The 22,582-nt window shown below is 70.9% G+C and carries 24 protein-coding genes; 9 read left to right on the top strand and 15 right to left on the bottom strand.

Features of this window, described 5'->3' with window-relative positions; translation table 11 throughout:
* Positions 1-19 precede the first annotated feature (19 nt).
* Together C3K08_RS09875 and C3K08_RS09870 are read left to right on the top strand one after the other, a co-directional pair.
* Positions 20-445 (top strand): Mov34/MPN/PAD-1 family protein, encoded by a 426-nt coding sequence (locus C3K08_RS09875; protein WP_104991153.1) that lies wholly within the window; start codon positions 20-22, stop codon positions 443-445.
* Complete coding sequence (locus C3K08_RS09870) at positions 438-917, top strand: AAA family ATPase (RefSeq protein WP_104991152.1); 480 nt, start codon at positions 438-440, stop codon at positions 915-917. The genes C3K08_RS09875 and C3K08_RS09870 overlap by 8 nt, the downstream gene beginning before the upstream one ends.
* Positions 918-1,320: 403 nt before the next feature.
* On the opposite strand, the gene C3K08_RS09865 is transcribed toward C3K08_RS09870, so the two are convergent.
* Both C3K08_RS09865 and pulA read right to left on the bottom strand, forming a co-directional pair.
* On the bottom strand, positions 1,321-2,259 hold the full coding sequence (locus C3K08_RS09865) for a nucleoside hydrolase (protein ID WP_104991151.1): 939 nt from the start codon (positions 2,257-2,259) through the stop codon (positions 1,321-1,323).
* Positions 2,260-2,328: 69 nt separating this feature from the next.
* Entirely contained in the window at positions 2,329-5,679 is a 3,351-nt protein-coding gene (gene pulA, locus C3K08_RS09860; protein ID WP_104991150.1) for a pullulanase-type alpha-1,6-glucosidase, read from the bottom strand.
* A gap of 81 nt (positions 5,680-5,760) precedes the next feature.
* Between pulA and C3K08_RS09855 the strand changes: the two genes are divergently transcribed.
* On the top strand, positions 5,761-5,997 hold the full coding sequence (locus C3K08_RS09855) for a hypothetical protein (RefSeq protein ID WP_104991149.1): 237 nt from the start codon (positions 5,761-5,763) through the stop codon (positions 5,995-5,997).
* Positions 5,998-6,202: 205 nt separating this feature from the next.
* Here the strand turns inward: C3K08_RS09855 and C3K08_RS09850 are convergent, their stop codons facing one another.
* On the bottom strand, positions 6,203-6,535 hold the full coding sequence (locus tag C3K08_RS09850; protein ID WP_104991148.1) for an FKBP-type peptidyl-prolyl cis-trans isomerase: 333 nt from the start codon (positions 6,533-6,535) through the stop codon (positions 6,203-6,205).
* A gap of 89 nt (positions 6,536-6,624) precedes the next feature.
* Here C3K08_RS09850 and lepB point away from each other — a divergent pair, with 89 nt between their 5' ends.
* The gene (gene lepB, locus C3K08_RS09845; RefSeq protein ID WP_104991147.1) at positions 6,625-7,254 is read left to right on the top strand and encodes a signal peptidase I; all 630 of its coding nucleotides are present in this window, start codon (positions 6,625-6,627) and stop codon (positions 7,252-7,254) included.
* A 1-nt stretch (position 7,255) separates the two neighbouring features.
* Here lepB and C3K08_RS09840 read toward each other — a convergent pair whose 3' ends face one another.
* From C3K08_RS09840 to C3K08_RS09815, 6 genes are all read right to left on the bottom strand, one after another.
* On the bottom strand, positions 7,256-7,810 hold the full coding sequence (locus C3K08_RS09840; RefSeq protein WP_234009048.1) for a DUF1684 domain-containing protein: 555 nt from the start codon (positions 7,808-7,810) through the stop codon (positions 7,256-7,258).
* Positions 7,807-8,010 carry an RNA-binding S4 domain-containing protein gene (locus C3K08_RS09835; RefSeq protein WP_104991146.1) on the bottom strand — a complete coding sequence of 68 codons (204 nt, stop codon included), beginning with the start codon at positions 8,008-8,010 and terminating at the stop codon, positions 7,807-7,809. Before C3K08_RS09835 ends, C3K08_RS09840 begins: the two co-directional genes overlap by 4 nt.
* An 82-nt stretch (positions 8,011-8,092) precedes the next feature.
* Positions 8,093-8,611, bottom strand: coding sequence for a hypothetical protein (locus C3K08_RS09830; protein WP_104991145.1), 519 nt, complete (start codon positions 8,609-8,611; stop codon positions 8,093-8,095).
* Positions 8,611-9,393, bottom strand: coding sequence for a hypothetical protein (locus tag C3K08_RS09825; RefSeq protein ID WP_104991144.1), 783 nt, complete (start codon positions 9,391-9,393; stop codon positions 8,611-8,613). Before C3K08_RS09825 ends, C3K08_RS09830 begins: the two co-directional genes overlap by 1 nt.
* Positions 9,390-10,310, bottom strand: a complete 921-nt coding sequence (locus C3K08_RS17935) for an Ig domain-containing protein (RefSeq protein WP_158679906.1) — start codon at positions 10,308-10,310, stop codon at positions 9,390-9,392. The genes C3K08_RS09825 and C3K08_RS17935 overlap by 4 nt, the downstream gene beginning before the upstream one ends.
* Before the next feature lie 45 nt (positions 10,311-10,355).
* Entirely contained in the window at positions 10,356-10,565 is a 210-nt protein-coding gene (locus C3K08_RS09815; RefSeq protein ID WP_104991143.1) for a hypothetical protein, read from the bottom strand.
* A 63-nt stretch (positions 10,566-10,628) separates the two neighbouring features.
* Here C3K08_RS09815 and C3K08_RS09810 point away from each other — a divergent pair, with 63 nt between their 5' ends.
* The gene (locus C3K08_RS09810; protein WP_199776912.1) at positions 10,629-13,550 is read left to right on the top strand and encodes an insulinase family protein; all 2,922 of its coding nucleotides are present in this window, start codon (positions 10,629-10,631) and stop codon (positions 13,548-13,550) included.
* Between the two features lie 56 nt (positions 13,551-13,606).
* Here the strand turns inward: C3K08_RS09810 and C3K08_RS09805 are convergent, their stop codons facing one another.
* Complete coding sequence (locus C3K08_RS09805) at positions 13,607-14,047, bottom strand: 23S rRNA (pseudouridine(1915)-N(3))-methyltransferase RlmH (protein ID WP_104991141.1); 441 nt, start codon at positions 14,045-14,047, stop codon at positions 13,607-13,609.
* A gap of 71 nt (positions 14,048-14,118) precedes the next feature.
* Between C3K08_RS09805 and C3K08_RS09800 the strand changes: the two genes are divergently transcribed.
* Genes C3K08_RS09800 through pfkA form a run of 4 tightly spaced genes read left to right on the top strand, consistent with a single transcriptional unit; the run spans position 14,119 to position 16,750 of the window.
* A complete protein-coding gene (locus tag C3K08_RS09800) occupies positions 14,119-14,547 on the top strand; it encodes a hypothetical protein (RefSeq protein ID WP_104991140.1) in 429 nt (142 codons plus the stop codon).
* Between the two features lie 45 nt (positions 14,548-14,592).
* Positions 14,593-14,823: a hypothetical protein gene (locus C3K08_RS09795; protein WP_104991139.1), complete on the top strand. Its 231-nt coding sequence runs from the start codon at positions 14,593-14,595 to the stop codon at positions 14,821-14,823.
* Positions 14,820-15,680 carry a 16S rRNA (cytidine(1402)-2'-O)-methyltransferase gene (rsmI, locus tag C3K08_RS09790; protein ID WP_104991138.1) on the top strand — a complete coding sequence of 287 codons (861 nt, stop codon included), beginning with the start codon at positions 14,820-14,822 and terminating at the stop codon, positions 15,678-15,680. The genes C3K08_RS09795 and rsmI overlap by 4 nt, the downstream gene beginning before the upstream one ends.
* A gap of 26 nt (positions 15,681-15,706) precedes the next feature.
* On the top strand, positions 15,707-16,750 hold the full coding sequence (pfkA, locus tag C3K08_RS09785) for a 6-phosphofructokinase (protein ID WP_104991137.1): 1,044 nt from the start codon (positions 15,707-15,709) through the stop codon (positions 16,748-16,750).
* Between the two features lie 59 nt (positions 16,751-16,809).
* On the opposite strand, the gene ftsZ is transcribed toward pfkA, so the two are convergent.
* The 5 genes from ftsZ to murC all read right to left on the bottom strand — a co-directional run bounded on the left by ftsZ (position 16,810) and on the right by murC (position 22,553).
* Positions 16,810-17,907 carry a cell division protein FtsZ gene (gene ftsZ / locus C3K08_RS09780; RefSeq protein WP_104992020.1) on the bottom strand — a complete coding sequence of 366 codons (1,098 nt, stop codon included), beginning with the start codon at positions 17,905-17,907 and terminating at the stop codon, positions 16,810-16,812.
* Positions 17,908-18,015: 108 nt separating this feature from the next.
* Entirely contained in the window at positions 18,016-19,377 is a 1,362-nt protein-coding gene (gene ftsA / locus C3K08_RS09775) for a cell division protein FtsA (RefSeq protein ID WP_104991136.1), read from the bottom strand.
* Positions 19,377-20,126, bottom strand: coding sequence for a cell division protein FtsQ/DivIB (locus tag C3K08_RS09770; protein WP_104991135.1), 750 nt, complete (start codon positions 20,124-20,126; stop codon positions 19,377-19,379). Before C3K08_RS09770 ends, ftsA begins: the two co-directional genes overlap by 1 nt.
* 124 nt (positions 20,127-20,250) lie before the next feature.
* On the bottom strand, positions 20,251-21,141 hold the full coding sequence (locus C3K08_RS09765; RefSeq protein ID WP_104991134.1) for a UDP-N-acetylmuramate dehydrogenase: 891 nt from the start codon (positions 21,139-21,141) through the stop codon (positions 20,251-20,253).
* Positions 21,138-22,553: a UDP-N-acetylmuramate--L-alanine ligase gene (gene murC / locus C3K08_RS09760; protein WP_104992019.1), complete on the bottom strand. Its 1,416-nt coding sequence runs from the start codon at positions 22,551-22,553 to the stop codon at positions 21,138-21,140. The genes C3K08_RS09765 and murC overlap by 4 nt, the downstream gene beginning before the upstream one ends.
* Positions 22,554-22,582: the final 29 nt, after the last annotated feature.

Raw genomic sequence — 22,582 nt, 5'->3', positions numbered from 1 at the left:
GCCGCGCCCTGGGTGCGGCATGGATAATGCCGGGGTGACCCTGATCCTGCCCCCCGCCCTCGCGGACGCGCTGTGGGCGCACGCCCGCCGCGACGCCCCGCGCGAGTGTGTGGGGGCGCTCGGCGGGCACGCACGCGGCGAGGCCACGCACGCCGCCGCCCTCTATCCCCTGCCGAACATCGCGCCTGACCCCGAGCGGACCTACCTCGCCGACCCCGGCCACCTCCTCAGGGCGCTGCGGGCGATGCAGCTCGGCGGGCAGACGCTGGTGGCCCTGTACCACAGCCACCCGCGCGGCCCGGCCTGGCCCAGCGATGCGGATACCCGGCTGGCCGCCTACCCGGTGCCCTACGTGATCGCGGACCTGCCTGCCCGGCTCCTCACCGCCTACCGCCTGCCGGGGGGCGAGCGGGTGGCGCTGCGGGTGGGGGAGGCGGATGGCTGAGCCGCGTATCCACGCCCTGCACGGCTTTATCGGCAGCGGCAAGACCACCTTCGCCCGGCGGCTGGAGCAGGAACTGCCGGGAATGCGCTTTACCAGCGACGAGTGGATGGTCGCCCTGTACGGTCAGGACCCGCCCGCTGACCTCTTCCCGGTCTATCACTCGCGGGTGCTGGAGCTGATGGAAACGCAGTGGGTGCGGGCGTTGGAGTTGGGGGTGCCCGTCATTCTGGACCACGGCTTCTGGACGCGGGCGAGTCGGGACGCGCTGCGGGCGAGGGCCGCCGGGTTGGGCGTGCCGCTGACCTTCCACGTGCTCGCCGTGCCGGATGAGGAGGCGTTGCGGCGGGTGCGGGCGCGGAATGAGGGGGCAGGAGCGCTGCACGTCGCGGAGGAAACGTACTGGTTGTTTCGCGGGCGGTTCGAGGCGATGGGGGCGGATGAGGAGGGCGTCATGGTGGGCAAGCTGTCTTGATTCGGCTTACCCCCACCCCTAGCCCCTCCCTCCAGGGGGGGCTGGGGAGCGGCGCTGCGCTGGGCGAAGGTCGTGCCCCCTTGTTTCGGCGTCGCTTGCTCCATCCCGGTTTCCCCTTCCACGCCATCCTCTGCTTCGCAGCTTTGCAAGTCCCGCCCAACCAAATGCCTCGGCGCAGACGAGCCGTTCGGCTCGTCTGACTGGAAAGTCAGGTTGCAAGGTGGGGACGCTTCGGGCGGCTGACACAGGGAAAAGAAAGCAAAAGCTGGAGCGTCAGTTGACTCCTCTTCCCCAGCGGGACTCGTAGCGCTGCTGGCAGAGATGGGCGTTGCGAAGCAACGGGGTGACTTGTAAAGCTGCGAAGCAGAGGGGGCATGTGACCGTCGCCCCGCCACAACTCCCCCTACCCCAGCCTTCCCACCCGCTCCAGCAGCAGCTCAAAAAAGGCCCCGTCGTCCACCTCTACCGCTACCTCGACATTGGCGGTTTTCTCCGTCACCCCGTAGCGGTCGCAGACAGTGCGCCCGAAGTTCAGCCCCTCGTGCGTTTCCACCTGCACATGCATGGGCTGCATCCGGCACAGCTCCGGGCGGAGGGTGGCGGCCACGGCGAGGGGGTCGTGGAGCGCTCCGCCCGTCATGCCGTAGCGTTCGTGGTAGATGCCCGCGTAGAAGGTCAGCAGCTCGGCGCTGACCCGGCCCGCCCGGTTGCCCAGCTCACGCAGCCGCTCCACGCGCCCCGGCGTGGCAACCGCCTGCATGGTCGCGTTCAGGCCGAACATCCGCACCCGCGCCCCCGCAGCCAGCACGATCTGTGCCGCGTGCGGGTCGGCCAGCGCGTTGAACTCGGCGGAGGGCGTGCGGTTCCCCTCGCCGGTGCTGCCCCCCATCCACACGACCTCGCGCACCTTCCCCGGCAGGTCGGGGGCCAGTCGGAAGGCGAGGGCCACGTTCGTCAGCGGCCCGGTCGCCACCAGCGTGATCTCGCCGGGCCGTTCGCGCACCGTTCGCACGATGAAGTTGACCGCGTGCTCCGCCTCTGGCCCCCGCGACGGCTCCGGCAGATCGGCGGCGGGCAGGCCCGTCTCGCCGTGGACGTTGGCCGCCGTGACCGGGTCGCGCAGCAGTGGGCGGTCGGCCCCCGCGTACACGGGCACGTCGGCCCCGGCCAGCGCCAGCGTCACCCCGGCGTTGCGGGTGGTCCGGTCCAGCCCCACGTTGCCGTGCACGGTCGTGAGGGCGAGGATGTCCAGTTCCTCCGGGCTGGCGAAGGCGAGCAGCCACGCGATGGCGTCGTCGAGGCCGGGGTCACCGTCGAGAATCACGGGGATGGGAGTAGGCATGGGGCGAGTTTAGGCCCAAAGGGAGGCGGCCCGTCCCCAACCGGAGACAGGCCGCCACGGGGCTGGGGGTTACTTCCCGACGAACACCGCCGTCGTCAGCGCGGGGACGTTCAGCGTGCCTCCCTGCGCTTTCGCGCCGCGCACCACCGGGTCGCTGGACTTCGCCAGGACCGGGTGCAGATCGAGCCGCAGGTTCCGCAGGCTGGCGTGGGCGAAGTTCACGGCCTGACCGCTCCCGTTGAACACCACCACGATGTCCCGGTACGGCTGGCCCTGGCCGGGCTGCCCGCTGAGCTTCATCACGATCACGCCGGGCGTCTGGTTCGGCCCGGTGTTCAGGAAGGTCAGCGCCTGGGACACCTGCGCTCCCGTCTCCAGCCGGAAGAGCTTGGAGCTGGCGCGAATCTGGAGCGTTTCGCGGAAGTGGTCGGTGGCACGGGTGGCGTCGGCAGGCGTGACCCTGAGCTTCGGGTCGGCCAGCAGGGTGCGGTAGAGCGGCCAGTTGCCCTCGTTCTTCTCGGCGGGCGGGAGGCCCCGGCCGAAGCCGTTGTCCGCGCCCGTCCAACTGATCGCGTTGAACCAGTCGCCGCTGTTGTACGAGTCGCCATCGAAGCTCTTGGAGCGCAGCCGTTCCTCGCCCGCGTGGAAGAAGGGAATGCCCTGTCCCAGCCCAACCACGCTCACGGCGAGGTTGTTCATGCGGACGCGCTGCGCGGTCGTCGCCGTGCGCGGCGCCTTGAGCAGCACGGCGTCCCAGAGGGTCTGGTTGTCGTGCGCCGAGGCGTAGTTGATCGTCTCGCGCGGAGTGGCCGCGTACCCGGCGGGCGCCCCGTTGTAGGAGAGGTCCTTGCCTGCGACCGTCTGGCCCGCCGCATTGGTCAGGCGGTAGTCGCGCAGGTTCCCGGTCAGGCCGATCCGCACGAGGTCGGCCAGCGCGAGCGCCCGCGCCCGGTCGGTGTTCTGCGGCAGACCGTTGGGCAGGGTGAAGAGGCCGGTGGCGAAGCCCTGGTCCTGAAGCCCGCCGAAGGGGTTGCCGCCCCGCACCGCGTCCCGGATGCGGTCGTTGAAGGTGCCGATGCCCTGCCCGTGGAGGTTGAGCTGGGTCGCGTTCACGCCCCGCTTGTTCTTCTCGACCTCCCCGAAGTCCCAGCCCTCGCCGTAGACGTAGATCTTCCGGCCGTCCACGCCGTCCTTCTGCAGGGTCAGGCCGTCGAGCGCCCGGCGCACGTTCCCCATGTTGACGAGCATGTGGTGGCCCATCAGGTCGAAGCGGAAGCCGTCGACCTTGTACTGCCGCGCCCAGGTCAGCAGCGAGTCGATCATCAGCTTTTCCATCATCCGGTGCTCGGAGGCGGTGTTCGCGCAGCAGGTGCTCGTCTCCACCGCACCGTCCAGATTGAGGCGGTGGTAGTACCCCGGCACAATCCTGTCCAGCACGCTGCGCTCGGCCTGCCCCGAGGCGTTCGTGTGGTTGTACACCACGTCCTGCACGACCCGCAGCCCGGCCCCGTTCAGCGCCGCGACCATCTGGCGGTATTCCAGGGTCCGCTGCGCCGGGTTCACCGCGTAGCTGCCTTCCGGCACGGTGTAGTGGTAGGGGTCGTAGCCCCAGTTGAATCCGTCCTGGTCCTTGACGTTGGTGACGAGTTGCTGTTGCTGCTCGCTGTTCGGAGGCAGAGTGGAAATATCGGGCGGCGTGGTACGCCACGTCCGTTTGTCCTCATTGATCGTCGCAATGTCGAATGTGGGTAGGAGGTGAACCGCCTTCAGGCCCGCGTCTGCCAGCGACCCCAGGTGCTTCATGCCCGCGCTGCTGCCCTGGGTAAAGGCGAGGTATGTCCCACGCTGCGCGGCCGGGACCGTCTGGTCCAGCACGCTGAAATCCCGCACATGCAGTTCATACAGGCTGAGGTCGGAGACGCTCGCCAGCTCGGGCTTTTTCAGGGTGTCCCAACCCTTGGGCTTCATGGCCGCGTCGTTCAGGTCCGCGATGATCCCGCGCGTGGAGTTCAGGCTCAGCGCCACCGCGTAGGGATCGGTGACGAGGTTGGTCTCGACCTTCCCGGTACTGGGCGCGAAGACGCGCACCTCGTAGCGGTAGCCCAGGCCCTTCCAGCCCGGCTCGCCCGTCGCACTCCAGACGCCCTTCGCGTCGCGGGTGAGGGCGACGGTGCGCTCGCCGCTGCCGTCCGCATTGGAAAGGCGCAGCTTCACGTCCTGCGCGGTGGGTGCCCACAGGCGCAGGGTGGGGCGCCCCCCCGCCCAGGTCACGCCGAGGGGACCGTCATAGGCGTACAGGGCGTCCAGCGCACGGGCGGGTTGCACCCCGGTCGCGCCCAGCAGGGTGCCGTCGGGCAGGGCGCTGCTCACGGCAAGCTGGCCGCGCAGGGCGGCGCCGATTTGGGCGCGGTCCTCCTCGCGCACCCGCAGCAGGGCGTAGGTCGCCAGGTGGGGCACCTGGGCACGCAGCGCCGGGGTCATCCCGCCCTCTACCGGCAGCAGGGTCAGCGTGTCGCCGCCCTCCACGCCCGCCGGGGTGAGCTTCAGCGCGGCGGTGGGCGAGGTGTGCAGGGTCAGGAGGGCACCGGGCTGCACCAACTCGGGCCGCACCGCCACGAGGTCCGCGCCCACCATGATCGCCTGCTGCTTGGTCAGGTCACCCACCGTGCGGACGCTGGTGTCGGGGCGGGTGGTGTAGACCTCGGGCTTGCCGCTCACGACCCAGGCCTGGTTCCCGGCGGTCTGCGCGAGGCTCTGGTCGGGGCCGGGGTCCTTCTCGTCGCCCTTGTGCACGATGAAGTTCAGTTTCTGCCAGCCGTCTTTCATGGGCACGTCCCAGTACACGCCGAAGGAGTTCGTCCCGGTCTGCGGGAGAGGCTTGGCCCACTCGGTCGGCGTCTTCGCACCCTCCCAGACGTGGAGGCCCCAGCCCGCATAGTTGCCGTCGGGGCGGTAGTAGTTCACGCGGGCGCTTCCGGCGGGGACGGGCGGCTCCGGGGAGACGTAGGCCAGTTCCGCCTTGCCGCTCTGAATCAGCACCTCGCGTCCCTTGGTGAGGTCCGCGAACTGGTCGGCGCCGGGGTCCTTGGTGTCGCCCTTGTGGACAATCAATCCGACCTTCCGGGCGCCCGGCTTGAGCGGCAGGTCCCAGTACACGCCGCCCGCGTCCTGCCCGGTGGGGGGAAGGGGCTTACTCCATTCCACCTGGGCGGTGGTGTCTTCCCAGGCATGCAGGCCCCAGCCCGCGTACTGGCCGTCGGGCCGCACGTAGCGCACGCGCAGCACGTTCGCGGGGATGGGCTGGATCGCGGCAGGCTTGGCCGCCTGAGCCAGAAGGGGTAGGGGCGTGGGGGCGGGCGTCTGGGCCAGGGCCGGAGCGGCGGACAGCGCGGCCGTCAACAGAATGAGCAATCTGGACATGGGTGAGGCGATTGTAGCCCCGTGAACCCCGCTTCACGCCCGGCACACGCACCCGCCCGTGCCCCGGCCTAGCGTGCCCCCATGACCGGACGCCGCAGCGACGAGCAGAACGACGCCCCCCAGGAGCAGCGCAGCACCGATTCGGAGAGCGCCACCAAATTCCCCACCCCGCAGTCGGGCGTGGTGCAGGACAGCCCCGGCACCACCGACCTCGGCTACGAGGGCACGGGCGGGATCGACGAGCAGGGCAACATGAAAATTCCGGACGGTGACCCCATCCCCCGGATGGGCGACACGCTGGACGAGAACGAGGAATAGACCTCTGGCGAGGGGTGCAGAAGGCGGAAGGCAGAAGGCCAGGGGGAAGTCCCTTGAGCCTTCTGCCTCTCTACTCCCCACCTTCACCGAAGATCCTGCACGTCGGATGGGAAAGTTGCCTTCACCTGCCAAAACAACGCCCCACGTGCGAGATGCGGGGCGCCCGTCTTTCTGGCCGCCGGAGGCTGGCGACTGGCCGCTTCCCTTACCGCACGTCTACCAGTTCCACGTCGAAAATCAGCGTCGCGCCCGGCGGAATCACGCCGGGAACGCCCGCCGCCCCGTAGGCGAGGTGACCGGGAATGGTCAGCCGCGCCTTGTCGCCCACCCGCAATTGCGCGATGCCCTGATCCCAGCCGGGGATGACGTAACCCACGCCCAGCGGGAACTCGATGGGCTCGCCCCGGTCGCGGCTGGAGTCGAACTTCTGGCCGTTCTCCAGCGTGCCGGTGTAGTGGACCCGGACCATCTTGCCCACCTGCGCCGGGGTGCCCTGTCCCTCGTGGTACTTCTCGACGATGAGTTCCTGAGCGGTCATGCGCCCCAGCCTAGCCCCCGCCCCGGCCCCACGCCCAGACTCTGAAGTGGCGGTGAAGGCGGCGGCCCCCTGGCGGCAAATGCTCTAGCATGCCCCGCGTGACGCCGCCCGCCCCTTCTCCGCGAGTCTCCGGCGGCTGGCGCGAGGTCTGGCGGGTCTGGATTCTGGGAGCCCTGTTCCCGGTGTGGCTGGCGACCACCTTCGGGGCGACCCTGGCGCGGGTGGACGGCGACTCGATGGAGCCGACCCTCCATAACCGCGACCTCTTGCTGCTGCTCAAGTACCCGCGCTGGCTGCGGGCCTGGGGCCTGCCCACCCCTTACCCGCAGCGCGGCGACCTGCTGATCTTCAAGGCCCCCGCCGACAGCCCCTACAGCTACGACACCCGGCTGGGGCTGCGCTACCGTCCCTACAACGTCAAGCGCCTGATCGCCCTCCCCGGCGAGACGGTCGAAATCCGCGACAGTCAGGTCGTCGTGAATGGCCGCGTGCTGGCCGAAAGCTACGTCAACGACGGCGTGCTGAGCGACCAGCCGCCCCTGCGGGTGCCTCCCGGCAAGGTCTGGGTGCTGGGCGACAACCGCCTGATCGGGGAGAGTCTGGATTCCCGCGCCTATGGCCCGGTGGACCTGCGCGACGTGGCGGGACCGGCCAATCTGCGGCTGTGGCCTGATCCGGGACTGGTGGGGGGTCCAGAGGTCGGAGGCGACGGGTCCTGAGTTAAGGCTGCTCCGCTTCCGGCAGCCGCTCCCCCGCCCGCACCGGGACCGGCAGCCAGTGCTCGCGCGGCGGCAGCGGGCACGTCCACCCGTCCCCATACGCGCAGTACGGGTGGTAGGCGAGGTTGAAGTCGAGGCTCACCCGCAATCCCTCCGGGGTGCGGGCCAGCGGCGCGTCGAGGTAGCGCCCGGCCCCGTAGGTGTCCTGCCCGCTGGTGCCGTCGCGGAAAGGCACAAAGACCCGTGCGGGGGCCTCATCGCTGGGAGGGGCGAAGAGGGTGAGGCGGTGGGGGCCGTCCGGCAGCGGCAGCGTGACCTCCCCGAAGCGGGCCATCGGGCGCGGCTCGCCCGTGTTCGTCGCTAGGGTGACCTCGGCGCCGTCGCCCGGTTCGACGGGCAGCACGAAGGTCCACTCCGGGTCGGGGGCGAAGTAGCTCAGGCCGTGGAAGTCGGCCAGCGCGTCCGCAGGAATAGGCCCCTTGCCCGATGCGAAGTGCGCGTCCTTGCGGCGGCGAAAGTCGAGCAGGGCTTCTGCCCAGGCCGCGTCCCCGGTCACCAGTCCACCCGCAGGCGCTCGCCCGCATACTCCACCACGTCACCCCGGCGCAGTTTTTTGCGCCGACGCGTCTCGATCTCCCCGTTGACCCGCACTTCGCCGCCCTGCACCCGGAACTTGGCCTCGCCGCCGGTCTCGACCATGCCGCGCAGCTTCAGGAAGTCCTGAAGGTCGATGGTGTCGCGCTCGTCGCCTGTCATGGGGGCAGGGTAGCAGGGGAAAAGCTCTCAGCCGTCAGCCATCAGCTTTTTTTGCTGACCGCTGACGGCTGAGAGCTGATGGCTAGAACTTGTACTGCGCCGAGAACAGCCGCACGTCCGCGTCGTCCACCTTGCGGTCCGCGTTGAGGTCGCCCGCCAAAGCGCCCGTCTTGCCGTAGTTGTTCATCAGCAGGGCGAGGTCGGTCAGGTCGATGGTACCGTCCCCATTAAGGTCCGCTCCGCTGAGGCGCACGCGGGCGGCGGCGGGCGTCCATTCCCTCAGGCCCAGTTCGCGGGTGAGTTCGGTTCGCAGCACCTCGGCCAGCGGGAGGGGTCCCTGCGGGTTGAACTCGATGCGGCGCTCACCACCCACCGTCAGGGTTCGGGCGGCCACGTCGGGGTTGAAGGGCACCGTGCCCCCCAGCGCCAGCACCGGGCCGCCGCTGGTGTCCAGGGTGACCGGATTCTCGGGCGTGCTGAGGGCCGCCAGCGCCGCCTCCACCGCGCGGGTGAGGTCCGCGCCCTGGGGACGCAGCTTCACGCTCGCCGCGCCCGCCGTGCCCGCCAACAGCGCGAGGGCCAGCAGAGAAACCCGCCGCATCACTGGCCCCCCCGCGCCGCCCGCAGCGCGTCCCGGAAGGCGGCCGGGTCAGTGGGAAAGGCGTTTGGGTCAGCAGGGGCGGTGGGTGGGGTCGCTGCGGCTGAGGTTGTTGTCGGAGGTGTGCCGCTGGTGACTGGAGGGGTTGTCGGAGTCGTCGCGGTGGGGGAGGCCGTGCCCGTTGCGCCCGTGGTCCCGGTCGTTCCCGTCGCCGCTGGAGAGGCGGGCGCCGTTGTCCCAGGCGCACTCGGCGTCGTTGTGGTGGGAGGGGTTCCGGCTGCCCCAGCCGTTGCCGGAGTGGTGGCTGCTCCCGCCGCCGTAGAGGGCGCGGTGGCCGTCGCCGTGCCTGTACCCGTGGAAGTGGTGTCGCTAGCCGTCGCACCCGGCCGCGTCACCTTGCCGTTCACGATGGGATAGAAGCCCTGCGAGAAGCCCACCAGCGGACTGTCCATGCGTCCACCGTAGAGCAGGAAGAACCCCTCCTGCCCGGCGCGGAGTTCCGGCACGCCTTCCAGCCCCGCGAGCACGTACAGCGCGGGCTTGCCCTCCCGCTGCGGCAGGGTCGCGGGGTCGCCCACCACGGCCTCAGCCACGGTGAGGGGGTAAACCACCCAGGTCACGTCGCCCTCGGTGACGCGGGTGGACGTGCCCAGCGTGGCCCGCACGATGATCGCCGCCTTTCGCGCCTGCTGGGTCAGCGTGAGGGTGGGGGCCGTCGTCGCCTGCACCATGAGCGGCGCGGCCCCCAGCGCCAGCGCGGCCAGCAGCGTCAGTGCCCGCCTCACTGCCCGCCCCCACTGCCGGGTGTGGCCGGGGGAGTGGAGGGTACGGCAGGCGTCGTGGGGTTCGGCGTGGTCGTCGCCGGGTTCGCGGCGGGCGCGGGTGGCGTGGCCGTGGACGACGCCGGGGCCGCCGTGCCTGTGCCGCCCGTCGTTGGGGCCGCTGCTGGGGCCGGAGCCGCCGTCGGTGCGGGAGCAGGCGGGGCGGGAAGCTTCTGTTCGGCGAGCAGCTTGCCCGCCCCGTCCCGTGCCTCGAACGCGAAGCGGGTCGCGTCCAGCTTGACCACCTTCTGCGGCTTCAGAGCGACCAGAGCGACGCGGGTGCCGTTTGCGGGCACACTCTTGAAGCCCAGGTCCACGGTCAGGGTGCGGCCCGCGACCTTCCAGAACAGCACCCCGGCAGCGTCGGCAGGCTGCACGCGCGTCACCGTCACGCCCTCCGGCAGTTCCCAGGTCACGCGGGCCGCGCGGACGGTGCGCGGGGCGGTGATGTTCAGCGGGATGCGCGTCTCGCCGCGCAGCTCGCCGCTCGGAAGCTGGGGCTTGACGGCCAGCGGCGGCAGGTCGTTCACGTTGAGCGTGTACTCGCGCACCTTGGAGCTGAGGTTGGCATCGGCCGTTTCCAGGGTGAAGGTGTACGCGCCCGTCTTGGTGGGCGTGCCCGTCAGCCGCATCCCGCTCAGGGTGACGCCGTCGGGCAGCTTCCCCGACGCGAGGCGCACCGTGTACGGCCCCGCGCCACCCGCCACCGTGACGGGCGCTTCGTAACGCTCGCCCGCGTAGGCCACGGGCAGGCTGGTCGTCGTGAAGTTCAGGGCGTCGCGCAGACCCGTCGCGCCCGATCCGGTGGGCAGCGTGTCGCCGCACGCCCCGAGTACCAGGGTGCCGAGCAGCAGCACACACGCGGAGGTGAGTTGTCGCATGGCGGAAGTGTAGCGGCCCCGCATGAGGACGGTCGGGGTGGAGGGTCAGCTTTCGCGGCCCCGTCTGGCCTGCGCGGCGCCCTCCTCCAACTTCAGCCCCTCGGCCCCCCGCTCCACGGCCCCGAAGAACAGCGCTCCGGTCAGCGGGTCCACCCTTCCGGAGCCGCGCTCCAGCCCAGGGCGCAGCTTCCAGAACCCCAGCGTCAGCGCGGCGGGAACGCCGATCAGCCCCAGCCCAATCAGGAGGTCGGTCATGGCTCAGCGTACCCCGCGGGCATGCGGCGTGTGCCTCCCGGCCCCGGCGCTAGACTTTCTCCCATGACCGTCACCACCCGCCCTGCCCTGCCCGCCCCCGGCGACCGCCTCGGCCGCTACACCGTCGAGCGCGTGGAGGCCCTGCCGGAGATGCAGGGCACGCTGGTGCTGCTGCGCCATGAGCTCGGCGCCCGGCACGCCCACGTCGCCCGCGAGGACGACAACCTCGCTTTCGGGGTGACCTTCCCGACGGTGCCCAAGGATTCGACGGGGGTGGCGCACATCCTCGAACACGTCGTGCTGATGGGCAGCCAGCAGTACCCGGTGGCCGACCCCTTCTTCGCCATGCTGCCCCGGTCGCTGAACACCTTCATGAACGCGATGACCGCGAGCGACTGGACGACCTACCCCTTCTCCACCCGCAACGAGCAGGACTATTTCAACCTGCTGGGCGTGTACCTCGACGCGACCTTCTTTCCCCTGATGCGCTACGAGAGCTTCCGGCAGGACGGGCACCGCTTCGAGTTCGAGACGCCGGACGACCCCACGAGCACCCTCAAGCTTCAGGGCGTCGTCTACAACGAGATGAAGGGCGCGATGGCCTCGCCGGGCGCGGTGATGTACCGCTCGCTGGGCGCGGCGCTCTACCCCGACCTCACCTACGCGAACAACTCCGGCGGGGCGCCCGAACACATCCCCGGCCTCACCTACGAGGACCTGCGGGCCTTCCACGCCGCGCACTACCATCCCAGCAACGCCTTTTTCTACACCTACGGCACCCTCGACCTGACCCGCGTGCTGGACGAGATCGAGGCGCACGTGATGTCCAAGTTCAGCCCCCAGACGCTGGACGTGAGCATTCCCGACCAGCCGAACTTCTCCCAGCCGCGCCGCATGGAGGTGGGCTACCCCGGCACCGACGTGGAGCGCGGCGGGCAGGTCCTCGTCGCCTGGAAGCTGGGGCACACCACCGACCCCGACCACAACCTGCGCTGGAGCGTTCTCTCGGACGTGCTGCTGGGGAACCCCGCCGCGCCGCTGACCCGTCCCCTGATCGAGTCGGGGCTGGGGAGTGCGCTGGCCGACCTGACGGGCTACCGCGACTCCTTCCGCGAGGGGGCTTTTGCCGCCGGACTCAAGGGCCTGAGCGCGGGCCAGGCCGACGAGGTGGAAGCGCTGGTGCTGGGCACCCTGCGCCAGATCGCGGACGAGGGCATTGACCCCACCCTGATCGAGAGCAGCCTGCACCAGTTCGAGATCAGTCAGCGCGAGGTGTCCAACAGCGGCTTCCCCTACGCCCTGCAAGTCATGTTCCGCCTGCTGGGGCCGTGGCTCTACGGCGGCGACCCGGTGACTGGGCTGCGGCTGGAGGCCGAGCTGGAGCGGCTGCGGGCCGACCTCGCTGCCGGGCGCGTCTTTGAGCCGATGATCGAGCGGGAGTTGCTGGACAACCCCCACCGCGTGACCCTGGTCCTGCGCCCCGACCCCGAGCTGATGGCCCGCACCGAGCAGAGCGAGCGCGAACTCGTGGAGCGTCTCAGCGCCAATTTCACCGAGGAGGACCACGCCCGCATCGTCGCGGAGAGCCTGCGCCTGAAGGAACTTCAGGAGCAGCCCAGCGACCCCAGTGTGCTCCCCACCCTGACCCTGAACGATGTGCCCGCGACCGTGCTGCGCGTCCCCTACGACACCGAGACGGTGCGCCGGGCGCTGGTGGGCCGGGTGCCGCAGCCCACGGGCGGGCTGGTGTACCTCGACGTGCAGGTGCGCCTGCCCGAGGTGCCGGAAGACCTCCTGGGCACCCTCCCCCTCTACGCCTACGCGGTCACCCGCAGCGGGGCCGCCGGGCAGGATTACCTCGCGCTGGCCCGCCGCATCGAGGCCGTGACGGGTGGCGTGAGCGCCAGCGTGGGCGTGGGCGGTCAGCCGGGCGATCTCGACGCCTTGCGCCTCTCGCTGACCTTCGGCGGCAAGGCCCTCTCGCGCAACGCGGCGGCGCTGGTCGACGTGCTGCGCGACCTGATTGCGGCGCCGGAGTTCACCCGCGAACGCCTCGATCAGCTCCTCAAGCAGCGGCTGGCGGGCCTGAAGGCCAGCGTGGTGAACGCGGGCAGCGCCTACGCCGAGCGCCTCGCCGGGGCACAGGTCAGTCCCGCCGCCCGCATCGAGGAGGAGTTCAGCGGCCTGACCGCCTTGACCGCCCTGACCCGCATCGTGGAGGGGGGCGAGGCCGAGGTGGACGCGCTGCTCTCGCGCTTCGCCCGCATCCGCGACCTGATTCTCCAGGGCGAACCCTTGCTGTGCCTGACCGCCACCCCGGAGGACGCCGCGCTCGACCTCGCCCCCATCACGGCCACCTTCGGGGAGGGGGAGGCCGTGGGGCGGCCCCAGCCCGGCACCCTCGCGGGCGGTCCGCAGGCGCGGCTCACCGACTCGCCCGTCGCCTTCAACGCGGTCGCGTGGCAGACGGTCCCCTACACCCACCCCGACAGCCCCGCGCTGCTGGTGCTCTCGCGCCTCCTCAGAAGCGAGTACCTGCTCCCCGAACTGCGCGAGAAGGGCGGCGCGTACGGCGGCAGCGCGGCCTTCGACGCGCGGGCCGGGGTCTTCACCATGAGCAGCTACCGCGACCCCCACGTCGCCCGCACCTACGAGGTCTTCCGGGACGTGCCCACCTTCCTGGCGGGCGACCTCGGCGCGCGCGAACTCACCGAGGCCATCCTGGGGGCCAGCAAGACCCTCGATCCCCTCACCAGCCCCGACACCGCCGGGCGCCTGCGCTTCTTCGGGGATCAGGCGGGCTACACCCCCGAGGTGCAGGAGGCGTACAAGGCCCGCCTGCTGGCCGTCACCCTGGACGACCTGCGACGGGTCACCGCCGAGTGGTTGACCCCCGAGCGGGCCGGGTACGCCCTCGTCGCGGGCAAGGACCCCAACGCGGAGACGGAGGCGCTGGGGCTGCACTTCGAGGTGCAGAGCGTCTAAGCCGCACTGGCCGAAGAGGGGGAGACGTTCTGCGCGTCTCCCCTCTCGTTTGGGTGTTACCCCCGGTGGTACGGTTCCCCCGCCGTGATCGTGGAGGCCCGGTAGAGCGCTTCCACCAGCACGATCATGGCGAGGTCGTGGGGCAGCGTCAGGTCGCCCAGGCTCCACAGCCGCCGTGCCCCGGCCCGCAGCGCGTCGGTATGCCCGTCCGGCCCGCCCACCGCGAAGGCGAGTTCGCCCGTGCCGCTCACGGCCTCGGCCTCCAGAAAGGCGGCCAGCCCCTCGCTGCTGAATTGCCGCCCGCGCGGGTCGAGCAGCACCAGCGGGGCCTTGCCCGCCGCCCGCGCGATCGCCCCACTCTCGGCGGCCTGGGTCTTGCCCGTCACCCGTGTCACGCGCAGCTTGTGGTAGCGCCCCAGCCGCCCCGCGTACTCGTCCCAGCCCGCCTTCGCGTAGGCGAGCTTGGGGTCCCCGACGGTGATGAGGTGCAGGCGCATGGGGGAGAGGATAGGGCGGCGGGGGGGCTCACGGTGTTCCAGGCGGGCGGCGACAGGCTAGACTGCCGCCCATGAACTACGCCGCGACCCTGGCTGTCCTGGTCGTGCTGGCGTTTTCCTTTCCGCTGATGGTGCGGCTGGGGACCCAGGTGGGGGTGCCGGAGGCGTACAGCGCGGCCACCCTGGGGGCGCTCGTCACGCTGGCGCTGGCGACCTACCTGGTGCGCTGGCAGGTGGGGCGGCACCGGGTCACGCTGGAGCGGCTGGCGTCGGCGCGGGCACAGGTGCTGGCCGACCCGGAAAATCCCCGCGCCTACTTCGTGGGGGGCGAGCACCTGGGGGTGATCCTGCTGCGCCTGGGCCGCCGCCGCGAAGCCGCCGAGGTCATCGACCGCTACGCCCGGCTGGGAGGCGCCCGCGAGGGCGAGATCGTGGCGCTGCGCGAGGCCCTGTCCAACGCCGAGCGCCGCCAGCGCCGGGCACAGGGCCGGGAAGCGTGAGCCTTCCTGCCCTGCCCGGCGGTGTCAGGCTCTAGAGTGGAGGCCATGAGGGCGTACAAGGGCATCGTGGAGGGCGGCGTCGTCGTGCTGGTCGGGGCGCGGCTGCCCGAGGGCACGGTCGTGACGGTCACGGTGGGCGAGGCCGAGTTGCTGCGTGCCCGCATCACCAGTGCCCTGACCCGCCGCCGGGTGCGCGTGCGGATCAAGCCACTGCCGGGCCTCGCCGCCGAGTCCGCCCTGCCGGGCAGCGTGCCCCAGGGCAGGGGCGAGGATTGACTCCGGCCGACGAGACGGGGGCCGCTGCCTCCACCTCCCCCCACGTGTGGCTGGTCCCCACCCCGGTCGGCAACCTCGGGGACCTGACCTTCCGGGCGGTGGAGGTGCTGCGTGGTGCCGACGCCGTGGCCTGCGAGGACACCCGCCGCACGGGGGCGCTGCTGACCCACTTGGGCATCAGCCGTCCCCTCGTGCGCCTGGACGCCCACACCATGCACCGCGCCCCCGCCGTGCTGGAGGCACACCCCCGGCTCGCCTACGTCAGCGACGCGGGCACGCCAGGCATCAGCGATCCAGGCTCGGAACTCGTGCGGGCGGCGGTGGAGGCCGGGATTCCGGTGGAGGTGTTGCCCGGCCCGACCGCCTTCGTCCCCGCGCTGGTCCTCTCGGGCCTGCCCACCGCCCGCTTTACCTACGAGGGCTTCCTGCCCCGCTCGGGCCGCGAACGCAAGGAGAGGTTGGCCGCCATCGCCGCCCGCCCCGAAACGACCGTGCTGTACGAGAGTCCGCACCGCCTGGGGGACACCCTCGCTGCCCTCGCCGCCGCCTGCGGCCCCGAGCGGGGGGCCAGCGTGACCCGCGAACTCTCCAAGCGCTTCGAGGAGACAGCGCGGGGCACCCTCGCGGACCTCACCGCCCACTTCGGGGAAGGGGTGCGCGGCGAGATCGTGGTGGTGGTGGCCGGGCGGCCCCAGGGCACCCTCCTGCCCGGCGAGGAAGCTCCCGACCCCGAGGCGCAGGCCCGCGCGTGGGCCGCCGAGGGCCGCCCGGCCCGTGAAATCCGGGAATTGCTCGTCGCGGCGGGTTTGCGTAAGAATGACGCTTATGCGCTGGCCCTGCGGGTCACGTCGCCTTGAATCCCTCCCCACCTCCGAGGTCTGCCATGTCTGAATTGCCGCCTGCCGATCTGCCCCAGCCCGCTGACCTCCCGCACGCCGAGCCACATCCCAACTCCGCCGGAATCAAGCGGCTGGCCGTCCTGACGAGCGGCGGCGACGCTCCCGGCATGAACGCCGCCATCCGCGCCGTGGTCCGCACCGCCACCCACCACGGCATCGAGGTCGTGGGCGTGCGCCGGGGCTTTTCCGGCCTGCACCGGGGCGACCTGCGGATGATCGGTCCCCGCGACGTGGCGAACACCATTCAGCGGGGCGGCACCGTCCTGCTCACCGCCCGCAGCAAGACCTGGCGCACCCCCGAGGGCCGCGCGAGCGGGGCGGCTCACCTGCGCGAGTGGGGGGTGGACGGCCTGATCGTGATCGGCGGGGACGGCTCCTTTCACGGCGGGTACTACTTGCAGCAGGAGCACGGCATTCCCATCGTCGGCATTCCCGGCACCATCGACAACGACCTGTACGGCACCGACCACACCATCGGGTACTTCACGGCGGTGGAGACGGCGCTGGGCGCGGTGGACAAGCTGCGCGACACCGGGGCCTCGCACGAGCGCATCTTCGTGATCGAGGTGATGGGCCGCCACGCCGGGCACATCGCGCTGGAGGTGGCGGTCGCGGGAGGCGCCGAGGAGGTCTTCATCCCCGAAGACCCCAAGCCCGTGGACGGAGTGGTCCAGATTGTCAAGGACAGCGTGGCGAAGGGCAAGGCCAGCTCCATCATCATCGTCGCGGAAGGGTATCCGGGCGGGGCGCAGGGGGTGGCGAGCGCGATCGAGGCCGGGACTGGCCTGGAGACGCGCGTGAGCATCCTGGGCCACATCCAGCGCGGCGGTTCGCCCGTGAGCAGCGACCGGGTGCTCGCCAGCCGTCTGGGAGAAGCCGCCGTCTACGCCCTGATGGACGGCGTGGGGGGCGTGATGGTGGGCCGCGTCAACGGCGAGGTTGTCCACACGCCCCTGCACGAGACCTGGGAGCGGCGCAAGGACGTGAGCCGTGACCTGTACCGCTGCGCCATGACGCTGAGCATCTAGCCCGGTGGAGAGAAGAAGGGGGCCACGGCATCTGCGCGTGGCCCCCTCCCGGTTTGAGCTCAGTCCCGCCCGACGTTCCGCAGGAAAGCGGGGATGTCGTAGTCCTTGGGATCGTAGGAACCGCCGCCCTGACCGCGCACCGGGCGCACGAAGGTCTCCAGGCTGGAGCTGCGGCCCCCAGGCTTGCCCATGCCCATCCCGGCCGAGAGCGTGCCGGGGAAGGTGCCCTCGCCGAAGCCGGTGGCGATCACGGTGACGCGCACCTCGTCGCCCGCCGCCTCGTCGGGGGTGATGCCGAAGAGGATGTCGGGGTCCTCGAAGCCGGTGGCCTCGCGGATCTTTTCCACGATCTCGTTGGCGTCGGTCATGGAGAGGTCGTAGCCGCCCGTCACGTTGATCAGGATGCGGCGGGCACCCTCGATGCCGCGCTCGAGCAGCGGCGAGTGGATCGCGCTCATGGCGGCTTCCTCAGCCACCTTCTCGCCCCGGCCCGCGCCGATGCCCATCAGGACCGTGCCCGAGTTGGAGAGCATGTTGCGCACGTCCGCGAAGTCGAGGTTGATCATGCCCTCGACGTTGATCACGTCGCTGATGCCCTTGACCCCGTAGTACAGCACCCGGTCGGCGATCAAAAAGGCCTCGCGGAAGCTCACCTTCTTGTCCACCGCCGTGAGCAGCTTCTCGTTGTTCACGACGATCATGCCGTCGACGCGCTCGGTGAGCTTGGCGATCCCCTCTTCGGCGACGCGCTGGCGCTTCGGCCCCTCGAACTTGAAGGGCCGGGTCACGATGGCGACCGTCAGGATGCCCATCTCGCGGGCGATCTCGGCCACCACGGGCGCCGAGCCGGTGCCGGTGCCGCCGCCCATCCCGGCGGTGATAAACAGCATGTCGGTGCCGTCGAGGTATTCCTTGATGCGCTCGCGGTCCTCGAGGGCCGCCTTCTCGCCCACCTCGGGGTCGGCACCCGCGCCCAGGCCGCGCGTCAGGCGGTCGCCAAGCTGGATACGCACCTCGGCGTGGCTCTTGGCCAGCACCTGCGCGTCGGTGTTGCCTGCCACGAACTCCACACCCTCAAGTCCCGATTCGATCATGCGGTTGACGGCGTTGTTTCCCGCCCCGCCCAAGCCAATCACGCGAATTCTCGCCGCTTGCATCATGTCTCCTTCGGAGGGAAGGCGTCGCCTCCCTCTGCTTTGCTCTGGGTAGCTTACCGTACCTTTACGGTCGGCACGGCAAAGGTGAGCTGCCTGCCGTTGGGCGGCCTACATCCAGTCCTTGAAAAAGCCGCGCACCCGGTCCTTGAGGCTGACCCCGTCCTTGGACCGTTCCTTTTTGGGAGCAGGCTGGCTCGGCGCGGGGGCTGCTACCGTGACGGTACCGGGGTCCTTTTTGGGTTCGGGGTTGCCCTTGGCGGCGGGCTGCGGCGTGGGGGGCGGGGTCGCCGGTTCCTCCGGGCGAAAGACCGACACGGGCACTTTGCCGTCCTGCCCGATGCCGTACAGCACCAGCCCGACGCCCCCGGCGTGCGCGGGGCCGTTCACGATGTCGGTCAGGCCGCCGATGCCGCGCGGACGCCCCACCCGCACGGGCAGGCGGAAGCGGTCGCGGGCGAGTTCCGGAATCCCGCGCAGCAGGCTGGCCCCACCCGTCAGCACGACCCCCTGCGCCACGAGTTCCACCGGGCCGAGCGCCTGATCGATCTCGTCGCGGACCATCCCGAAAATCTCGGTGAGGCGCGGCTTGATGATGCGCGACAGCTCAAAGGCGCTGATCGCGTGCGTCGAGCCGTTCGCGGTGGTGATCTCCAGCGTGAGGTCGGGGTCGGCGAGTTCGGGCACGGCCGCCCCGTAACGGCGCTTGACGTTCTCGGCTTCCTCGTGCGGCAGCTTGAGAATCTGCGCGAGGTCGGCCGTCACGTGGTCCCCGCCGATGGGAATGCACGCCGAGTGCGCGAGGTTGCCGCGCTTGAAGACGCCCACGTCGGTGGTGCCGCCCCCCATGTCGATCACCACGACCGTCTGCGACTGCTCGGCGGCCTCCAGCGTGGCGAGGCCCGAGGCGAGGGCCTGGAGGACGAAGCCTTCCACCTTCAGCCCCGCCTCCTGCACGCAGCGGCGCAGGTTCAGCAGCGGCCCGGCGGTTCCGGCGACGATGTGCACGTCGACTTCCAGCCGCACGCCGTGCATGCCCACCGCGCTCTTGATGCCTTCCTGCCCGTCCACCACGTACTCCTGCGGCAGGGTGTGGATGATCTCCAGATTGGGGTCGAGGGGCACCGCGCGGGCGTTCTCGATGGCGCGGTCCACGTCGGACTGGCTGATTTCCTGATGACGGCGAATCGCCGCGAGGCCGTGGCTGGTGATCGCCTTGACGTGGTTGCCCGCGACCGACACGAACACGGAGGCCACCCGCACGCCGCTGACGCGCTCGGCGGCCTGCACCGACTGGCGGATCGCCCCGGTGGCCCGCTCCAGATTCACGACGGCGCCGCGTTTCATGCCCTCGCTGGGCACGCTGCCTTCGCCGATAATGTCGACCGAACCGTCATCGCCGACTTCCCCGATGACGGTCGTGATTTTGGTGGTGCCGATGTCCAGCCCCACGATGATCGGGTTGTCCTTCATTACTGGACGCTCACCCCCCAGGGGTAGATATGAATCTCTTGATCGGGAAATTGCACGATGGCCCCAGCATACTTCAGCAGCGTGGAGAGGTCCCCGCTCCAGGCCGTCGTGGTTGGCGTCGCCGCCGTGAACCCGCTGGGGGTATAGGCGACCGACTGCACATTGTAACGCCGTAAGGCACGCGTCAGGGCCAGGGCCTCGGCGCGGCGGTCCGGTCCCCACCCGCTGATCAGGGGCAGACCGCCCACATTCCGTGCCCCCGGCAGCAGGGTGCCGTCCTCGGCCAGCGTCACGATCTCGCCGCCCGGCCTCTTCCAGCGGGCAAAGGGCTCACGCTCACGCACCCGCACGACCACCGCGTCGGGAAAGCGCCGGGTCACGGTCGCTGCCTCGATCCAGGGGCTCCGCGCCAGCCCCCCGGCCCGCCAGCGGCCGTAGTACAGCCACCCGAACTCCGGCGTCAGGCCCGCCAGCCGCCGCACCTGCGCCTCCGAGAGCCGCTCGTGGCCCTGCACGGTGACTGTGCGGATGGGCAGGGCGAACCAGCTCGCCGCGATCAATCCCAAGGCGGCCGCGACCCCCAGGGTCCACCACAGCGGACGCAGGTTCCGGGGAGGCCGGGGGGGAGGCGGCGGGGGAGCGACTTCCTCCACAGGTTCGGGGACGGGCGGCTCGGTGGGGGTGGGTTCAGGCGCAGGCCCCGGCGGGGGCACCCGGCGGTTTTTGGGCCGGGGGTCGGGATCGGTCATGGGGGCTAGTGTAGCGGCCAGCCACCAGCTTCCAGCGGTCAGCGTGAGCATCTGGTCACGCTTCGGCCGTCCCCTTCTCTGTCTTTGGCTTGGTCCTCTGTGGCTGAGGCTGGAAGCTGGCCGCTTACCCCGGCAGCGTCTCCGGCCATAGCTCGTATTCCAGCTCCAGCGGCACGCCCACCCGCTCGCGGATGAGATCCAGCAGGGCGTGGACATCGGCGGCGGTCGCTCCCCCCAGGTTCACGATGAAGTTGGCGTGCTCCGGGGCAATCATGGCCGCGCCCAAGCGGGTGCCCTTGAGGCCCGCCTCGTCAATCAGTTGACCCGCCCCCTTCCCGCCGCCGGGGTTCTTGAAGGCGCAGCCGGGCGTCTTCATCTTGGGCTGCCTCTTGCGGGCCTGATCCGCGAAGTCCATCTTCGCCAGCACCTCCTCCGGGGTGGAGGGCCGCAGTTTCAGCCGCACGCGGGTCACGATGTGATTTCGGGGAATCCCGCTGTTGCGGTATCCCCAGGCGAGGTCGTCGGGCGTGACCTGCCGCATTCCGTCCGGCGTCACGATCTCCAGCGTATGTAGGCCGTCGAACATCTCGCCGTAGCGGGTGCCCGCGTTCATCCACACCGCGCCGCCGACCTGCGCGGGAATGCCCACCGTGCCTTCAAGGTTGCTCAGGCCGAGTTTCTGGAGCTTGCGAATCAGACCGGGGAGGGGCACGCCGCCGCCCACCCAGCCCGTGACGATCTGCTCGGGCGTGCTGAGTTCGGGATCAGGGGTGAGGTCCGCCTGCGCGAGCGGCCCGGTCAGGCGGATGACCCGCTCGGGCACCCCCTCGTCTGCGACGACGAGGTTGCTGCCCCCGCCCAGGATGCGGTATGGAGCCTCCATCGCCTCCGCGAGCTGGGCGTGGTCCGAAACGAACCAGACCTCCGACTCCCCGCCCACGCCCAGGGTGGTGTAGCGGGCGAGGGGCTGGCGCTCGACCCGCGCCCCCGTGCGGCTGGGACTCAGGGTGGTCATGCCTGCCCTCCTACGGCCAGCTCACGGGACAGCTTCCACACGTCGCCCGCCCCCATCGTCACAATCAGGTCGCCCGCGTCCGCCGTCTCGCGCAGGTAACGCACCACCTCGCTGCGGTCGGGGAGGTAACGCACGCCCGCGTGCCCGCCCTCGCGCATCCGGTCACTGACCAGCGTCGCGTGAATGCCGGGGATGGGCGTTTCAGAAGCCGCCGCAATGTCGAGGATGAGCACCTCGTCGGCGGGCATCAGCGCGTCGGCCAGCCGGGGCCAGGACTGCTGGGTGCGCAGGTAGCGGTGGGGCTGAAACACCACCCGCACCCGCCGCCCGGTCTGCCGCGCGGCCTGCACCGCCGCCGCCACCTTGGTGGGGTTGTGCGCATAGTCGTCTACCACGAGCGCCCCGTTCAGCTCGCCCACCCGCTGCCAGCGCCGCCCCGGTCCCCGGAAGGCGGCGAGCGCGTCGGCGGCGGCCCGGAAGTCCCCCCCGTAAAGGTCGGTCACGGCCAGCGCCGCGAGCGCGTTCAGCACGTTGTGGGTGCCCGGCAGCCCCACGCGGGCCTCGCCCAGCACCTCGCCCCGGCGGGTCACCGTGAAGGAGGTGCCCTCGGCGTCGGGACGCAGGTTCAGGGCGCGGTAGTCGGCCCCTTCCGCCTGGCCGTAGCTCAGGCGTTCCGTTGCCGTGCTGCACAGCTCCTTCAAGCCCGGCCAGTCCGCGCAGTACAGCACCCGGCCCGATTGCCCCACGAAGCGGGCGAAGGCGGCGTGCTGTTCCTCCACCGTCTCCCAGTAGGTCGCCTGGTTGCCGCCCACGTGGTCGTCTTCCGCGTTGGTGAACACGGCCGTCTCGCAGCTCAGGGCCGCGAACCCCCGGTCGGACTCGTCCACCTCCGCGACGAAGGGACCCGCCCCCAGCCGCGCGTTGGAGCCGAACTCGGGCACGATGCCGCCGACAAAGGCAGAGGGGTCCAGCCCTGCGCCCGCCATCGCCACCGCGATCATGGAGGTCGTGGTGGTCTTGCCGTGGGTGCCGATCACGCCCACCGAGGGCGAGGCGGTCAGCAGCTCGCCCAGCAGCGCCATGCGGGGCCGCACCTCCACCCCGGCGGCGCGGGCGGCGACGAGTTCGGGGTGGTCCTTGGGCACCGCTTCCGACGCGACGAGCACGTCCACGCCCGCCACATGCGCGGCGTCGTGGGTGTGGGCCACCGCGATCCCCTCGCGCACGAGCCCCTCGGTGAGTTCGGACGCCTGCTCGTCGCAGCCGCTGACGCGCACCCCCCGCGCCGCAAGGAGCCGCGCGAAGGCGCTCACGCCGATGCCGCCGATGCCCATCAGGTGGTAGTGAGGCTGACCATGCGGGGAGGACGGGGTGCCGGGGGCGTTCGGGGTGGGGGAGGAGGGATCAGTCATGGTGGGAAGGAGGGGAGGCACGCGAGCAG

It is taken from the genome of Deinococcus sp. NW-56 (assembly GCF_002953415.1).
Taxonomy (GTDB): domain Bacteria; phylum Deinococcota; class Deinococci; order Deinococcales; family Deinococcaceae; genus Deinococcus.
Note: the sequence above shows the minus strand (reverse complement) of the source record. Positions and strands in the feature narration are given on the sequence as shown.

Bases quoted from the DNA above. Each gene is read 5' to 3' on its own strand.
- C3K08_RS09875 (WP_104991153.1), top strand. From the start codon at position 20: ATGGATAATGCCGGGGTGACCCTGATCCTGCCCCCCGCCCTCGCGGAC.
- C3K08_RS09870 (WP_104991152.1), top strand. From the start codon at position 438: ATGGCTGAGCCGCGTATCCACGCCCTGCACGGCTTTATCGGCAGCGGC.
- C3K08_RS09865 (WP_104991151.1), bottom strand. From the start codon at position 2,259: ATGCCTACTCCCATCCCCGTGATTCTCGACGGTGACCCCGGCCTCGAC.
- pulA (WP_104991150.1), bottom strand. From the start codon at position 5,679: ATGTCCAGATTGCTCATTCTGTTGACGGCCGCGCTGTCCGCCGCTCCG.
- C3K08_RS09855 (WP_104991149.1), top strand. From the start codon at position 5,761: ATGACCGGACGCCGCAGCGACGAGCAGAACGACGCCCCCCAGGAGCAG.
- C3K08_RS09850 (WP_104991148.1), bottom strand. From the start codon at position 6,535: ATGACCGCTCAGGAACTCATCGTCGAGAAGTACCACGAGGGACAGGGC.
- lepB (WP_104991147.1), top strand. From the start codon at position 6,625: ATGCCCCGCGTGACGCCGCCCGCCCCTTCTCCGCGAGTCTCCGGCGGC.
- C3K08_RS09835 (WP_104991146.1), bottom strand. From the start codon at position 8,010: ATGACAGGCGACGAGCGCGACACCATCGACCTTCAGGACTTCCTGAAG.
- C3K08_RS09830 (WP_104991145.1), bottom strand. From the start codon at position 8,611: ATGCGGCGGGTTTCTCTGCTGGCCCTCGCGCTGTTGGCGGGCACGGCG.
- C3K08_RS17935 (WP_158679906.1), bottom strand. From the start codon at position 10,310: ATGCGACAACTCACCTCCGCGTGTGTGCTGCTGCTCGGCACCCTGGTA.
- C3K08_RS09815 (WP_104991143.1), bottom strand. From the start codon at position 10,565: ATGACCGACCTCCTGATTGGGCTGGGGCTGATCGGCGTTCCCGCCGCG.
- C3K08_RS09810 (WP_199776912.1), top strand. From the start codon at position 10,629: ATGACCGTCACCACCCGCCCTGCCCTGCCCGCCCCCGGCGACCGCCTC.
- C3K08_RS09805 (WP_104991141.1), bottom strand. From the start codon at position 14,047: ATGCGCCTGCACCTCATCACCGTCGGGGACCCCAAGCTCGCCTACGCG.
- C3K08_RS09800 (WP_104991140.1), top strand. From the start codon at position 14,119: ATGAACTACGCCGCGACCCTGGCTGTCCTGGTCGTGCTGGCGTTTTCC.
- C3K08_RS09795 (WP_104991139.1), top strand. From the start codon at position 14,593: ATGAGGGCGTACAAGGGCATCGTGGAGGGCGGCGTCGTCGTGCTGGTC.
- pfkA (WP_104991137.1), top strand. From the start codon at position 15,707: ATGTCTGAATTGCCGCCTGCCGATCTGCCCCAGCCCGCTGACCTCCCG.
- ftsZ (WP_104992020.1), bottom strand. From the start codon at position 17,907: ATGCAAGCGGCGAGAATTCGCGTGATTGGCTTGGGCGGGGCGGGAAAC.
- ftsA (WP_104991136.1), bottom strand. From the start codon at position 19,377: ATGAAGGACAACCCGATCATCGTGGGGCTGGACATCGGCACCACCAAA.
- C3K08_RS09770 (WP_104991135.1), bottom strand. From the start codon at position 20,126: ATGACCGATCCCGACCCCCGGCCCAAAAACCGCCGGGTGCCCCCGCCG.
- C3K08_RS09765 (WP_104991134.1), bottom strand. From the start codon at position 21,141: ATGACCACCCTGAGTCCCAGCCGCACGGGGGCGCGGGTCGAGCGCCAG.
- murC (WP_104992019.1), bottom strand. From the start codon at position 22,553: ATGACTGATCCCTCCTCCCCCACCCCGAACGCCCCCGGCACCCCGTCC.